Annotated in this window: 11 protein-coding genes; 7 read left to right on the top strand and 4 right to left on the bottom strand. The window is 41.4% G+C overall.

All coding sequences use genetic code 11. The features are described from left to right. Window positions 1-11 precede the first annotated feature (11 nt). From ACN20O_RS17545 to ACN20O_RS17535, 3 genes are all read left to right on the top strand, one after another. The gene (locus ACN20O_RS17545) at window positions 12-1391 is read left to right on the top strand and encodes a S8 family serine peptidase (RefSeq protein WP_491635606.1); all 1380 of its coding nucleotides are present in this window, start codon (window positions 12-14) and stop codon (window positions 1389-1391) included. 154 nt (window positions 1392-1545) lie between these two features. After that, window positions 1546-2943 (top strand): S8 family serine peptidase, encoded by a 1398-nt coding sequence (locus ACN20O_RS17540; protein ID WP_491635604.1) that lies wholly within the window; start codon window positions 1546-1548, stop codon window positions 2941-2943. Window positions 2944-3070: 127 nt separating this feature from the next. Continuing rightward, window positions 3071-3763 (top strand): hypothetical protein, encoded by a 693-nt coding sequence (locus ACN20O_RS17535; RefSeq protein ID WP_491635602.1) that lies wholly within the window; start codon window positions 3071-3073, stop codon window positions 3761-3763. A 27-nt stretch (window positions 3764-3790) separates the two neighbouring features. Here the strand turns inward: ACN20O_RS17535 and ACN20O_RS17530 are convergent, their stop codons facing one another. From ACN20O_RS17530 to ACN20O_RS17515, 4 genes are read right to left on the bottom strand one after another with little or no spacing between them, the layout of a single operon-like run. Then, on the bottom strand, window positions 3791-6487 hold the full coding sequence (locus ACN20O_RS17530; protein WP_491635600.1) for a phosphoenolpyruvate synthase: 2697 nt from the start codon (window positions 6485-6487) through the stop codon (window positions 3791-3793). 6 nt (window positions 6488-6493) lie between these two features. Then, window positions 6494-7393: a UbiA prenyltransferase family protein gene (locus tag ACN20O_RS17525; RefSeq protein ID WP_491635598.1), complete on the bottom strand. Its 900-nt coding sequence runs from the start codon at window positions 7391-7393 to the stop codon at window positions 6494-6496. Between the two features lie 5 nt (window positions 7394-7398). Beyond that, on the bottom strand, window positions 7399-9798 hold the full coding sequence (locus tag ACN20O_RS17520; protein WP_491635596.1) for an AMP-binding protein: 2400 nt from the start codon (window positions 9796-9798) through the stop codon (window positions 7399-7401). After that, window positions 9795-10562: a formyltransferase family protein gene (locus tag ACN20O_RS17515; protein ID WP_491635593.1), complete on the bottom strand. Its 768-nt coding sequence runs from the start codon at window positions 10560-10562 to the stop codon at window positions 9795-9797. The genes ACN20O_RS17520 and ACN20O_RS17515 overlap by 4 nt, the downstream gene beginning before the upstream one ends. A 124-nt stretch (window positions 10563-10686) precedes the next feature. On the opposite strand from ACN20O_RS17515, the gene ACN20O_RS17510 reads away from it, so the two are divergent. The 4 genes from ACN20O_RS17510 to ACN20O_RS17495 are packed head-to-tail and all read left to right on the top strand — an operon-like array spanning window position 10687 to window position 15833. Further along, window positions 10687-11652 carry a diacylglycerol/lipid kinase family protein gene (locus ACN20O_RS17510; protein ID WP_491635591.1) on the top strand — a complete coding sequence of 322 codons (966 nt, stop codon included), beginning with the start codon at window positions 10687-10689 and terminating at the stop codon, window positions 11650-11652. A 6-nt stretch (window positions 11653-11658) separates the two neighbouring features. Then, entirely contained in the window at window positions 11659-12666 is a 1008-nt protein-coding gene (locus tag ACN20O_RS17505; RefSeq protein WP_491635589.1) for an SDR family oxidoreductase, read from the top strand. Window positions 12667-12689: 23 nt separating this feature from the next. Further along, complete coding sequence (locus ACN20O_RS17500) at window positions 12690-14732, top strand: DUF8754 domain-containing protein (protein ID WP_491635587.1); 2043 nt, start codon at window positions 12690-12692, stop codon at window positions 14730-14732. A 12-nt stretch (window positions 14733-14744) separates the two neighbouring features. Then, window positions 14745-15833: a DUF3419 family protein gene (locus ACN20O_RS17495; RefSeq protein WP_491635584.1), complete on the top strand. Its 1089-nt coding sequence runs from the start codon at window positions 14745-14747 to the stop codon at window positions 15831-15833. Window positions 15834-15846: the final 13 nt, after the last annotated feature.

Below are 15846 nucleotides of genomic sequence, written 5' to 3'. Positions count from 1 at the left end.
AGGAGCACTTGATGAAAAAATTAGTAACTCTAGCAACACTTCTGCAGTTAGGTACAGCAAGTGCATCTGTCGTTGCCGTAATGGACACAGGGACAGATATTTCTCATAAAGATCTTGCCCCAAAAGCATGGACAAACAAAAATGAAAAAGAAGGAAGCACAACTGACCTAGACGGTTCAGGACTTCCTGGTGACATCCACGGGTGGGACTTCACTGAAAATTCTGCAAAGGTTTTCAATGACAAGTACGACTACCTGATCAACGATGACGTTAAAAAATTCTACACGCTATACGCTAAGTATGAAACAAAGACGATCAACGCGACTGAGTTTGACTGGTTAAAAAAGGCCGTAGACAACAAAGCTTTCATGAACCAAGCTAACTTCGTAGGAAGCTATGCTCACGGGACACACGTTGGAGGGATCGCCGCTCTAAACAACCCAAATGCACAAGTTATGTCGCTTAAAATTCTTCCAACTGTATACCAAGAATACGTTGCTCCAGAAAAAAGAGAACCAGTTCAACTAGAGTTCGATTTTGCTCCAGCAATCACTTTCGATCAGTTTAAAGAAGAAGTGCAAAAAACTGCAGTTTCTCAAGTTGAAGAAATGATTCCTCTAAATGGATACCTAAAATTCCATAAAGTAGACGTCGTTAACCAATCATTCGGTATCGGATTCGAGCAAGCTGTAGGATTCCTACACTCAGGATTCGTTGAAGCTATTAAGAGAGAGCCAACTCAAGACGAACTTCTTGAAGTTCTTCAGATTTACTACGGAACTCTTCTAACTGTTGGGCCGGAAATGTTTAAAGCTGCTCCAGATACACTATTCGTAGTTGCAGCTGGTAACGATAACTCTAACAACGACGCTCTTCCAGATTACCCAGCAAGCATCCCTGCAGCTAACAAAATCTCTGTTGCAGCAACTTCTGGATACTCTGAAATCGCAGATTTCTCTAACTACGGACAAAAGACAGTTGAAGTAGCAGCTCCAGGTGTTGCGATCCAATCTGCAGGTCCAGCGCAGTCATACCTTCACATGAGTGGTACGTCTCAAGCAGCCCCGTTTGTTACAAGTGCAATCTCTCTTGCTAAAGATATCAACCCAGCTCTAAAAGCGGCAGATATCAAAAACATCATCCTTAAGACTGTAGACGTGAAGTCATGGTTAAAAGATAAAGTTGCAACTTCTGGTATCGTTAACAAGGCCCGCGTTCAAAGAGCTGCGGAACTTTCTAAGACGATGAACGTTGAAGTAGCGATCACAAAAGCTCGCGCGCAGATTGCTGATGTTGCGACACCAAAATCTTTTGCTAAACGTCTTCCAGGGATGAACATTAAGTACAGGCCGCTTCGTCCAAGCCTACTTGTAAAAATGCCAGCTCTATAATTTCTTAGCATAAAACATTTTTTGATAATGAAGCGCCTCGTAAGAGGCGCTTTTTTATTTTTCGCCTGTAAGAATAAAAGACTAGCGCACTCGTGTTTTTAGGGATCATAATATTTCTCTGTAACTAAAACACACCCTTTCATAGGAGAGTGAGATGAAGAAATCTCTTTTATTAGGCCTTGGACTGGCTATGACTATTGGATCTGCAAATGCAGCTAATATCGCAATTGTTGATTCAGGAAACGACTTTAAACACAAAGACCTTGAAGCAAAAGCATGGGTTAACCCAATCGAAATCCCGGGCAACGACCGCGATGAAGATAAAAATGGATACCCGGACGACATCAATGGATGGAACTTTGCTGAAAGCAACAACCAACTGATCGATTACTCTTACGAGTGGTCAGACACTGCTGACGTCAGAAGATTTTTCGATGTTCAGTTAAAGTCTTTCCTTGGAACACTTACGAAGGAAGACAGAGACTGGGCAAACGCAAAACTTAAAGAAGAAAAGTTCATTAAGGACATTACAGTTTTCGGAAACTGGATGCACGGAACTCACGTAACAGGAATTGCAGCGAAGTTTTCTCAAGAAGCTAAAATGATTGGTGGTAAACTTATCCCGACAGAAGTAAAACTTCCGGGACAAAAGTCTAACAGCGTGACAATTGCGACAGGGGATAAAAAAGAAGAAATCTCACTTGCTGATAAAGGCGGAGTGAAAGATTTCCTTGTTAAACAGGCCCTTGGTGCTCTGGCAAAACAACAGTCAGCTGTTTATGGAGAAATCGGTGGATACCTAAATAACGTTAAAGCTGACGTTATGAACGGATCATTCGGAACTGGTTACGACCAAATCGGTGGAGTGATTGCTCAACTTTACCAATCAATCTTCAAAAAAGCTCCAACTGAAGCTGAACTAAAAACATACACAGACTACTTCTTTGAAGTGGCAGTTAAAGAATCAAAAATCTTCTTAACTTCAGCTCCAAAAACTCTATTCATCTTTGCTGCTGGTAACGATGGATCAGACAACGATCTTAAGCCAACAACTCCAACAAACGTTGTAGGGGAAAACAAGATCTCTGTTGCTGCTACATTAGGTGACCAAGCACTTGCAAGCTTTTCTAACTACGGAGTGAAAAACGTAGAAGTCGCTGCTCCAGGTGTAGGAATCCTTTCAACTTCTCCAATGAACAAATACATCCACGTTTCTGGAACAAGCCAAGCAGCTCCTTACGTTGCTGGTATCGCTGGAGCAGTAAAAGATGCAAACCCCTCTCTTGATTTCAGAGGAATCAAGAAAATCATTCTTGAGACTGTTGATGTAAAATCATGGTTAAAAGGAAAGGTTTCAACTTCAGGACTTGTAAACGCGGACAGAGCTCTGAGAGCTGCTGCTCTATCAAGATCAATGGATTTAGCAAAAGCTATTGCTCAGTCAAAGCTAGATGTTCTTCCAAAGTCTGAAGGTGAGAAGTCTGTGAACACTTACTACCAAGTTCCAAAGAACTGGGTACAGCCGCTTCCGTCGTCGATTATTTTAAAGTAATTAAGTTTACATTCCTATAAAATGGGCCCAATAAGGGCCCTTTTTTTTGTTCAATATTCCTTCAAGAACCTTGTCTAGTGCAATACTAGCTTGTCTAAAATTTATTTGGCCTTTAATTTAGCGCTCAATGAATGCAAAAGAATTTATTTCGGAAATATCTCCTGATCGCTGTGCGGAAGTGGAGTTTAGAAGGCTGGCCCTGGATTTTGCGGAGGCCTTGAGTTTTTATGGAATAAAAGTTATCCCATTTTCTAATCAAGCTTCACTGCATTTTAATAAATGTTCACTGAGAAAAAAACGCGAAGTCATTGCTTATCTGGATTTGAATATTACTTTAATTAAAGAGTGTATTCGTGCCGGAGAAACACCAAGTAATAAAACACTTCTGTGGCGTCTTTTACAAAAAACGCGGCTTGTTCCCGATGACGAGAGCTTTGATAAAATTTCTGATGGAGACTTGGTGGAAGTTTATTTTACAGACCACACACCTATGTTCAGGAGTTTTGAATTTTATCGGGATTTCACATTTACTCTCGATGAGGCCCTTTGTTTAAGATGGTATCAGCTTTGTAAAAGAGATTTTATTATCACTTTGAAGTTTATGAAATTTATCTTTATGGGTCTAAGAGGCAATGATCCTAAAACTCAGACAATCCCCATCGGTGAGCACTATCTTGATGAGAAGAACACTGAGAAAAAACTCAGGTTTCTAGTTCACAACAAATACCTCTCGGGACTTGTAAGAAACGGAAGCATCCAGGCCGGTATTTGCGTATCAAGTGTTAGACCAGTAGGCGAAAAAAAGCAGTTATGGAAATAAAGAAGGCCATTGCGGCCTTCTTTATTCCTATAGTATATCAATAATCCCGGTTTCTCCATTAATCCTGATTTTCATTCCAGATTTTAATTTTTTCGTCAACCCTTTAATCCCAACAATGGTTGGAAGACCCATTTCACGGGCCACGATTGCCGAGTGAGACAGAAGCCCTCCGCGCTCAACAAGTAGGGCCGATAGAGAAGGATATAGTGGAATCCATCCCGGGTCAGTTCTTTCTGTCACCAGTATTTCTCCGTTTAATGTCATGTCGTCATTTGAATCAATAATAACTTTGACCACACCTTCGATAATTCCTGGTGAGCAAGGAATCCCGCGCATTTGATTTGGCGCCAGTGCTGATTCATCAAAGACCACTTCCTCTTCTTTTGGCATGTGCTGGTTGTTCCAGTACACAGGACCGCGAGTGGCAAAGCGTGGAGCAGGCTCCATGTTTTTATAAAGCTCATATTCCGCTTTTCTCACATCAATAACTTTTCTTAGGTTCTGAATGCTATTTGTTCCTTCCAGTGCACCTTTGAGTTCATCAAGAGATAAATAGAAGATGTCATCTTTTTTATCGATGATGTTGCTCTTTGTGAAATCTTCACCGATGGCGTAGAACATGGCGCGAACAACTCCATAAATTCTTGTGCGGCAAAAACGTGTGTTTTCTCTGTTCATTACGGCCTTACGGGCGTGTTTTAGTGACCATTTGTAGATCACTTTTTTTACACCAGAGATATTTTTCTCTAAAAGAGCTTCAGCATTTTCTCTGATTTCTTTTTCGCGTTTTTCATATTCGTGCAGATCGGTCTGTCCGCAGTTGATTAAGTTTTTTAAGAAAACAAAGAAAAGTCCCGGCTCCTGGTGCATGTCCTTTTGTTCGAGCTTCATTTCACTCATACAACGGAAACCGTATTTATCAATGTATTCTAAGACCATAAAATAAAATTCCTGGAACTCCGATTGATTAATGGCCTCAAGGCACATGTCGTTTGGAGTTGAGAGAATCAATTCTCTTAGTTTTGGTTTTTTTGAAACATAACCAGACATCACGATTAAGCGTTTTGTAGGCTCTGCTGATTCAAGATTTCCGTTTCCAGCAAGGAGGTCATTATGGAAAGAGTCACCTAAATGCCCCAGCCATTTATTGGTAAATTTTTTAAAGAGTCCATAGTGAACCATACATAAGAAATCGTTAATGATCGGAGCATGCCATTTCCAAAGCATTTCGCGCTCTAAGGCCTGGTAGTGCTCATAGATTTTTGAGGCCTCCAGGCGAGAGTAATCAATCACTCTAAACTTGTTATAAACGATGTGAAACTCTGTCAGGAAGTCATCGACAACATTTTGAATATTTAAGTGGAAATAGAAAAACTTCAGGCCGGTCAGGGCAGATCTCGCTTTTGCCAGTGGCCCGTGGTGAAATTCAGGTGGTTTAACACGCTCTGCGATTTCGTCTTGCAGGGCCTCGTTAGTTCCCATCATGGTTTCCATGAAGGCGCGGTTATATTTGTATCCTGGAAGAATACTTGTGAGCTTGTACCAATTTAAAAGGTTGTAATAAACACGTCCGTAGAAAAGTCCCAGCATGTTTTTAAGGAAGTAATCCATTTCTTTAATACGAGACTGAGGGACAAGTAAGATCTCGCAGAATTGGACGTATACTTGGTGGTAGACGTAATGAGCGAATCCAAAAGTGAGAGGCATCGTTAGTCCCCCGTAACTTTCTACGATGTTGGAGTTATCCCACATGTATAAAATCCCGCGGCCGTTTTCAATTCCTGTCGTAACTGGGCGAGACTGGAGAATAAAAAGTTCGCCGTCTTTAATGGCCCATTCCACGTCTTGAGGCCTTCCGTAGAAGTCTTCAATTTTAAGAGCGATTTGATAAAGGGACTTTAGGTCAGAAACACTTATTGATTCTGCATTTTGCTCATTTAATGAAACAGCGACTTCCAGGCACTTTTGTTCTTTTTCGTCGCGGATCAGTTTTTTAGTTTTTTCGACGATGTTTTTTTCGCTTATCGATCCATCTTTTTTCATGATGGTATATGTGTCAGCGTCTAAAAGTCCTGAGACAAGTCCTTCTCCAACTCCATAAACCGAGTTGATAACAATCTGGTCATTTTTCCCATTGATAGGGTTACAAGTAAAAAGAACCCCGCTGATATCCGGGTCAATCATCTCTTGTAAGATAACCGAAACTTTAATGTTTAAAATATCCAGCTTATTAATTGTTCGATAGGCCAGTGACCTCTCAGAGTAAGCAGAGGCCCAGCATTCTTTAATTGAATGAATGGTCGTATCGAGATCAGAGATGTAAAGAAAACTTGAGAGCTGACCGGCAAATGAGTGAAGAGCGCTGTCTTCATCGTGAGCACTCGAGCGCACAGAGATTAAGTCTCTTTCAAGCTCTTCATAGGCTTTGGCGATTTCTTCAAAAATCACCAGTGGCATATTGGTTTCAACAATCTTGTGTTTGATTTTTTCCGACACTTCCTGCATTGAGAGGTGTTTATCTTCTAAGATAGTGTTAAGGTAATCTTCAATTCCGCTTTGTTTTTTGAACTCTTCAAAAAAGGCCGGAGGAAGAGTGATAAATTTTGGAACCTTGATGTCGTTTTTACTTAGTAAGTAAAGATTGTGCCCTTTTCCGCCAGATTCTTTTTTGGCGAAGTGGTGGGTGCTGTCTTTAGAGACGATGTAGAGGTTGTGTGGTTTCATAAGTCCCTATGGAATAATGTGAGAAAAAATTAATAAAACGTAAAACAAAATAATATAGACAGAGCTAAAGAGGCGGTAGTGTTTTGCTGCTGCCGGATGGTCTGTCATGATATATCTCAAAGAGAGAATTCCTAAAATAAAAAGCAGGACTCCTGAGCTCCAGAGAGAAAAAGTATGGTTGGTGCCTCTTAAAGAAAGAGTGAGAAAATGGGCGATAACGGCCTGTGAAAGCACCAGAACGACCGCTCCAGTTCTGCCAAAGAGGCTGGAGTAAGTGTCTACACTTGGGCGCTCTTCAGAACTGGCAAAAGTTTTTCTTCCAAATTCGAAGATGTTAAAAAGAAGCCAGTTGGCCATGGCAAATGAAACGAGAGTCGTGTTAGCCACCAGTTTAAGCAAATTTTCTGTGCTTAGGAAACTGAAAATGGCAAAACTCAAAAGCACTGTTACAACTGTATGAGTGAGAGCATAGGTTGTCAGGTATGGTCTGATTTTTTCGCGGATAAAAAATTCTTTATACATTAAAAGTGAATAAAGAATGGCCACGATCATGCTCATGAGCGAGTTAAGCCCCATTGAAGCAAAAGTAATAAGCTCAATAAGAATGCAAACGACCATACCAGTGTACATGTCTTTGTGGTTTAAAAGTCCTCGTGGAAGCGGGCGTGTTTTATTAATCACCACATCTAGCTCGTAGTCTTTAACTTCATCATATAGGCGCAGCTTAAAATAAAAGGCCACCACACCAATGAGCATCACCAGATCATTTAGAGACGTCGCAAAGATGGACTCTGTCGCATTGACCACCAGGATGTGGGCAAAGATAAAAACCACAATCATGCTCAAGTGAGATGCGGGTTCAAAACGCTCTTTTGTAAACTGCCACCAGGCCCTTGCCTTTGCCATGAAATTTATCCTTGGATCTTCTTTTTTAGAATTTCATATTCAACTTTACTGTGGTGACGAGGGTCCATCGGGATATCGTCAATGTGAATGATTTCATCCACTACAAAATCGTTCTTTTCCAGCACACGTCTGATTTCAGCTTTGGCCTCCTCTACGTTCAGGTTCGTATCCTGAGTTGAGAAGACAGCATAGGTCTTTTCGATTAAATCAGGGTGAGCGATTCCCAGGAAGGCCGCTTTATGCACGAATGGAAACTTTTTAAGAATGATTTCAGCACGAACCGGGAAGAAGTACTGCCCTTTGCGGTTAATCGCATTGTGAACGCGGCCTACGATCCATAGGTTGTTGTGCTTATCTAATTTCCCTAGATCTCCCGTTCTGTGCCAAACAACTTTTCTTTCATCGCGGATTTTAGCGCGGAAGAAGGCCTCTTCGTTGTTAAAGTATTTTTCACAAACGTGCTCGCCGGCAACGATTAACTCTCCAACTTCTCCTGGAGGAACTTCCAGTTTTTTCCAGTCGGAAGCATCTTTAACGTAAACCGGGTCTTTGTTGATGTGAATGAATTTGTATTCAAGACCACTATCAAGACCTCCTACGTTGACTCCGGCCTCAACGATTTCATGGTCATCGTGTGGTTTTTCCGCGAGCATTTCAACGGCTTCAATGTGGGCCATTGGCTCAACTTCTGTTGATCCATAGAGCACCAGGATCTCAGCATTTTTGGCCACGCTCTTCATGCGAGCGACATCGTCTCTTGAAATGGGAGCACCACCAGTGACGATGCGTTTTAGGAAATCGAGATTTAATTTCTTTTCAATACAATACGCCGAAAGAGCATTAAAAAGTGAAGGAGATAAAGTTGTGCACGTTACACCACTTGATTTCATCTGCACGTATAAAACCAGTGCGTCTGTTGGAGCAGGAGAGCCCACATCAATGGCCGGGATAATCGTTTCAACTCCCGCGGCCAAGTTATTGAGTGAGAAGATAGGAAAGACTGGAAGGTCTTTATCGCCATTTTCATAAGGAAGGTGGCGGTTAAGGGCGTAGTGCTGGGCCGCTAAGAAGCGGTGGCTTCTGTCTGCTCCTTTTGGAGTTCCCGATGACCCGGTTGTAAACGTGATCAAGGCCGTGTGCTCTTTTTCTACTGGAACAATTGGCAGAGACTCTTTTCCTTGAAGCAGAACTTCTAAACGAGCGTTGTATTTAATTTCGCTTTTAACTTCTCCAGCGACAATCTTAATAGGAATAGAAGCAATTTCCGGAACGTCGGCCAGATAGGCGAAGGCCCTATCGGCACTGATCATTGCGCGTGGGTTAGCAACTTTTGCACTCACTCCCATTTGGTCGCGTCTTGCCCAAGAATCAAGGAAAGTTGGAATCGCCCCCATCTTTTGAAGGGCAAACATCGCGGCATACATATAAAGCGACATTGGTAAAAAGAGAATAACTCTATCGCCAAAAGCGATGCCTTGGCCTTGGAATTCTTTCGCTAAGACTCCAACCAGGTGATCGAGTTCAACCACTTTGACTGAGCGGTGTGGAAGTGGCGTGTTGATATCTCCATTCCAGCTTTTTAAATCTTCCGGGTTAACCCAGGTTAAGATATTTCTAGTTGGGAAATTTTTGGCGTGCTCTCTAAGAAAGCTTGCCACGTTATTGTTTTCATCTTTTCCTGGGTAATACCCCAGGCGTTTTTCTTTATTATCAGTTGTCATGTATTTTCCAATGGATTCATTAATCAGAGTTGAAAGCTCTTTGGTGTGAGTCCAAAGCAGAGCGTGTCCTGCTTCTGGAATCGTTTTAATGTGAATATTCTTATAAACCAGTAGAGGATCAAACTGTCTTTCTTTGTTGGCCCCTTTGTACGACGTCTGGTCGCCTTCGCCCATGATGACAATCACCGGGATATTTTTTGATTTTAACTGCTCCAGGCGTTTAATCACTTTTTCTTCTGAAATATCTTTTTCTAAAATCGAGTGTGCCAGTCTTTCGGTGTTGAAATACTCTTTAGCATCTTTTTCATAGATCTCAGGGATAGGATGAGGGTGAGAGCTTTCTTTTAACATTTTCTCAATGCTTTTTTTCGCCAGCGCTGGAAGAGCGGTGTTTCTAAAAAGATCAAACATTAAAAGTCCTTTCATTAAAGCGCCGGGCCTTTTTGTCGGAAACAAATAAGGTGCCACTAAGATCACCATTTTTGTCCTGTCGTTTTTGGCGGCGTATTTCAAGGCCTTCACACAGCCAAAAGAAAACCCCAGTTGAATCTCTGCTTCGAGATCACCTTTGCGTTCTTTTTTTACGCGGTCGTAGAGATGAATCTCCATGTCCGGGAAATATTTTTTTATGTGAGAGAAATCTTGTGGGGCCCCTGGTGAGCCGTGGTGAAAGATCATTTTCATAGTTCAATACCTTTTTGCAGCATCTTTCTGATCGCAAAGAAATCGGGGTTCTTTGTGTACTCAGTTTTAGTTGAAATATTGTCTTGTTCTATCGGAATTTTCTGGGTCTCTTTGATCATTTTTACGACTTTTGCCATCTCAATGCCCTCAATTTTCGAACTCTCTTCAATCAGCCTTGCAAAACTCTTGCGAAGTTTGGAATCTTTTGGAGTACTTGTTTCGATTCGTCGGATAATGGCGCCGTTGTCGATTTTTTTTTCCATCACATGGATGGAAAAACCTGTGGGGCGGTCATTGTAGAGGGCCCATAGGTCACACATGGTTCCGCGGAACTCTGGCAGAAGGCCGTGGTGAATATTGATGGCCCCGAGGCGCGGGAGTTTTAAGATTTTACTTTTGTAAATGAATCTGGTGCGGGCGTTGATTAAAAGATCTGTGTGGTGATTTTTCACAAACTCGAGAAAGTCGGGCGAGTTTGGATTGTCGAAAAAATGCAGAGGAATGTCATGCTTTTTGGCCAGGGCCCTGCGGTCTTTAAAAGCGGCCTTGAGGGTATTTTTCATCAGAGAAAGTCCGATTCTTCGGGCACCCATAAGTCCTAAAGCGAAGCCTCTCAGGGTCAGGACAGGGGAGTTGTTCTTCAGGATGACCAGGTCGATAGAGAGGTCCTTTTCCCCCTGTAATTCCCTAAACAAACCCTCTAAGAAGTGGTTGTAATTTCCGGGCACGAAAGTGACTTCGCTAGTAACTACTAGGATTTTCATCAGATCTCCAATCAAGCGTTATTTATAGTTTAGACAAGGAATGTATTTTTTTCAAAGGGAACCACAAAAACTCCCCAGGAATTTTTCAGAGAGTATCATTAGGCATTAGCACAAATGAGGAATTATGCAGAACATCTCTGTTTATCTTAACCAGCGAGCTTCAAACGGCGGCCATGATTGGCAAGGAAAGATCAATAACGCCCTTTTTAGAAGCAACATCGAATACCCTGTGTCTTCGAATATGGAAGAGCTTCATGCTAATTTGAACCGCGATATCCAAAACAACGTAGATGCTATTTTGTCCGTTGGTGGAGATGGGACTGTTCATTCAATTATTCAAATGCTGGCTGGAACTGATATTGGTCTGCTGGTTGTTCCAGGAGGCACGGCCAATGATTTTGCAAGAACCATGGGGTCGAGTTCAAATATTAAAAAAATTGCTCAGACCATCAGGCTTAACACCAGAAAGAAGATTGATTTGATCAATATCAATGGGCGTTTTATGGCCACTAATGGAGGCCTGGGGTTTGCCGCAGATATTGCAGGTGACATCAATGCCATTCGCTCTGAGTTTCCTCAGTTTAAAAAATTCATGAAGCTCTCGGGTAAAAATGTCTATTCATTGTTTGCGGCCAAGAGACTTATGGCCCACGAAGTAATGAGTTATAAGTTTAAGTTGGAATCAGCGGAGCTTAACGATGTTTTTTACTCTCCACTTATTTTAATTAACAATCAACCGGTTTTAGGTGGTAGTTTTGAAGTGGCCCCTCAGACCAACCATCAGGATGGAAAATTTAACCTGACAATCTTTAAGCACCAAAACAGACTGGAACTCATTGCCTGCGTCCTTAAAATTTTAAACGGGAAATTCCCAACAGAAGACCCGAACATCGTGGTCTTGGAAACAACTGAAGCAAAAATTGAGCTGCTTGATGGAGCGTCAGAGTTGTCATTCTTTGGCGATGGTGAGATTTTTCCTACAACAAAGAGCTGGCACATTAAGTGTTACCCTAATTTTCTGAATGTGTTTTCACCAAAAGACCAGGTGGATTTAGAAAATTTCAGCGGCCAAATTGTAAGTTTAACTTAAATAATCATGAATGTATTAATCACAGGTGGAACAGGTTTTTTAGGCGGATACTTAGTCCGTTTATTAGCTTCTCAATTTGAAGTTGTCTATCTTCTTTCCCGTCAGGGAGAGCTGGCAAAGTTCAGCGATTTAAAAAACATCATTTACCTCAAAGGGGACATCACTAATCTTGAAGTGATCGCTCTTGAAGGTGAAGAGAGAAAAAGACTCCTGGATGATATCGATGTGGTGGTTCATGCTGCCGCTCTTTATGACCTGAGCGCGACTTATACGGCCTGCTTTTTACAAAATGTTGTCGGCACTCAAAATATTCTTCACTTGATCAGTGGAATGAAAAACCTTAAGTCATTTTACTACGTTTCAACCATTGCGGTAGGTGATACGGACACTTTCTTTTTAGATGAAAATGTCCTACCAAAGAGAACATCTTTTAAAGACAGTTACTCGGAAACCAAGTACCTGGCAGAACAGATTGTCAGAGAGAACGTGAACGCTAAATTCGTCACAAGAATTATTCGTCCAGCGATTATTATCGGTGACTCACAAACAGGTGAGATGCCAAAAATAGACGGACCTTATTTTTTCCTTCGTGCTTTTGAGAAATACTCGAAGGCCTTAAAGTATGTGCCGATTGCTCCCTTGAGTTATAACCCAAGGGCCAAGCTTCCGATCATTCCAGTTGACCATTGTGCTCAGTTGATTGCTCATTTAATCGAGCGTGAAAAATTCGCTCCCGAAGTAAAGACTTATCACTTGGTGAGTTCAGAGCTTCCAACATTGCAGGAATTTTTAAATGACCTCAATGAAAAATTCGGGCTTAAGACTTATTATCTCCCGGTCAAAGAGAACCCCATTCATAATTCCTTATTAAAAATCTTAGGTATTCCAGAAGAAGTACTTCCATTCATGTTTTCGCGTCTTTCATACGATAAGACAAGTACTTTAGAGGATTTGCCTGAGATCAACAAAAGTACCTACGGTGCTTTTAAACACATTCTTTTCGGCAGATCTTAAAAACATTAGTTTTTGAGGTTCGTTTGAAAACCATTCTCTCACTTGCCTTTGCCCAGGATCAATACAACTTTGATGAAGAAGTGGAGTTCTTTGGTGAAATCTACCGCGTGATTCAGTACTCGACTAATTTTGATGTTGAGCTGACTGAAAAGTTGATTAAAAAATACGACGGTCAGTGCGATGTGATTTGCATCACAGGTATCCCACAGAAAATTAAATTTAAAAAAGGCTACTTTCTTCACCCGGATACATACCGCTTGAAGACTGCAGCAAAATACACACCGATTGTTGACGGGCAGATTGTTAAAGACGTTTACATCCCTTATGCCTTAAGGCTCTTTTACTTAAAGAACCCACAGTTTTTTAATAAAAAGAAAATTGGTTTTTATTCTGCGGCCCTGCAGATTGGTTTTGTGGAGCCAATTGCAGAAATCACCAGTGACATCGTCATGGCCGATCCTTTTTTCCTCCTAAAACTTCCTTTTAATCTTCACAGTGCCAAGTCACTGGAGAAGTTTTTGAAAGTCTTAAGTCCGGTTTTAAAAGCGATGAAGGTGCAAAAAAAATTTGTTCCGGACTTTGATGATGACTCTGTTTTTAAAAACCGCGCACTGATTGAATTTTTAAGCTGTGACATCCTGGTAGGAAATGAGGCCAATATCAATTTCCTGAACCTTTCGCATTTAAAAGGGCGCTCGCTGATTATTGATATTGTCTCTAATCAGTTAGAGGAAAAACTTAAAGAAGCGGGACTTAGAGAGGCACTCATCTGTCTGCCGCAGCTTTCGATTTATCCCAAGATGAACTACTCGATCCTGGAAGGGATCATCCAGATAAAAAAAGGGGAAGGGAACTTTGTTAAGCAAGATGATGTCATAAAGCTGGTAGAGGAGTTTAAGCTCTCACCTGAGATTAGGACATTTCATGAAGACAAAGAAGAAGTGACGAAGTTCTCTTTTGTCATTCATCCGCTATCGACCAACCATCTTTTTAAACATCCTTATTTGAAATTTATTAAAAAATACTCAAAGCCACTAGAGAAGATCACTGAAGAAATCATGAGTTTTCCTCCGGGGTTTTATTATGGGAAAATTGATGGAATTGTCAGTGAAAAAAACGGAAAGAAAGTTGAAGGACTTATTTACACCGTTACTGAAACTCCTAAAAAGTTGATGGAAGCTGAGCCAGATAGTATTTACCGCAAAATTTTAAAACTTTGCGATAAGGCCCAGGATGCCGGATCGAAAATTATGGGACTTGGTGCCTATACAAAAATTGTCGGGGATGCCGGCGTGACCATTGACCGCTTAAGCCCGATACCAGTTACCACTGGGAACTCGCTCTCGGCCGCTTCAACTCTATGGGCCGCAAAACTTGCCGTGGAAAAATTAGGTTTCGTTCAAAAAAAAGGATCGATCTTTAAAGGAACGGTCATGGTTGTTGGTGCAACGGGAAGTATCGGGGCCGTGTCGGCCAAGATTCTGGCGCTGACGTGGGAAAAAATTATTATCGTGGCCCCGAGAGCTTATAAACTAATGGAGCTTCGTGAAGATATTTTTAAAATTAACTCGAAAGCTAAAATTGAAGTTTCAACTGATGCTGATAACTTTTCCGCTCTATGTGATTTGATTATCACAACGACTTCAGGGCAAGGAAAAACAGTTTTAGATATTATGAAAGTAAAACCTGGATGCGTGATTTGTGATGTTTCCAGACCTTTTGATATCAAAGAAGAAGAGGCCATAAGAAGACCGGATGTACTGGTCATCGCCAGCGGTGAAGTGACTCTTCCAGGTAAAGTCGACATGAATATCGACATCGGTCTGGAAGGAAACATTGTTTATGCCTGCCTGGCCGAGACAGCGCTTTTAGCGATGGATGGAAAGTTTGAATCTTTCACTCTTTCCCGAAATATCAACTACGAAAAAGTTATCGAGATCGACCGCATGGCCAATGAACATGGCGTGAGGCTTTCTCAGATTATGGGACACAATGGGTTTATTACCGATGCAGAATTTGATTTGTGTCGCGAGCACGCCCTGACTGCAATGAAAAAAACTAAATAAGCGAGAAAAGAGATGGGCCAGGAATACTTTAAGGGTTTAAATTACACTTTAGGAAATGAAGACACGACTGTTGAAGTAGAGTTGATTAAAAAAATCAAACCTAAAAATATTTTTTCTATTTGTGGTTCAGGAGGGCGCTCACTTCCTTTGATGCATAAAGAAGCTAAAACGCTGGCCCTTTCGGATCTCTCTAAAGAGCAGCTTTTTTTAGCGGAGCTTCGCCTGAGCACGTACCGCGATCTCGATCATGATAAGTTTCTTCTTTTCTGGGGATATTATCCATACTCTGAAAAAAATAATGCTCATGAAAGAAAAGAGCTCTTTCATAAAATCCATTTAACTCCTGAGTGCCGCGAGTTTTTTTCCAAGGTTTTTGAAGAGATTCACTTTGAGTCACTGCTCTATCTAGGAAAGTGGGAAAGAACTTTTGCCGTTTTTGCCAAAGTTTTGCAGGTTCTTCTGGGCCTTGATTACGACCGCATCCTGCGTTTTGATAATTTAGAAGAACAGGTCAAGTATTATCAGACAGAGTTTCCGATGAAGAGATGGAAAGTGCTTATCCATATACTAGGAAACAAGGCGATGTTTAATGCCCTTTTATACAAAGGGGATTTTATCACTAAAAATTCACCGCTCTCGCATTTTGATTATTACTTCCAGGCCTTTGACAGGCTTTTTACCCGCGACCTTGCCCAGAAGAGCTTCTTTCTTCAATTGTGCTTTTACGGACGCATTAAATCGCTTTTAGGCGTGCCTGTCGAGGCCAATTCAGAGTCACACGAAAGAGTTCAGGGCTCAAAGACTGAAGTTCAGTATGTACAGGAAGACTTCGTTAGTTACCTTGCCCGCGGAGATAAGCAATATGATTTTCTTTCACTGAGTGATGTCCCTTCATATTTTCAGGGGGACATTGAAAGAAACTTTATGCAGAAAATTAAGCCGGGACTGGCACCTGGTGCCATAGTTGTAACCAGGTACTATCTCCGTAAGTCTGATTGTAATCTCGAGGGATACCTTGACATCACCGGTTCTCATATTAAATTCATTGAAATGGAAAAAGTTCAGATGTATGACATCAGAATCTATCAATATCAACCGTAGACTTTTTTAAAGG

Source organism: Bacteriovorax sp. As-1 (assembly GCF_058446905.1).
The sequence above is the reverse complement of the archived record's forward strand: the minus strand, read 5'-3'. Positions and strand labels throughout refer to the sequence as shown.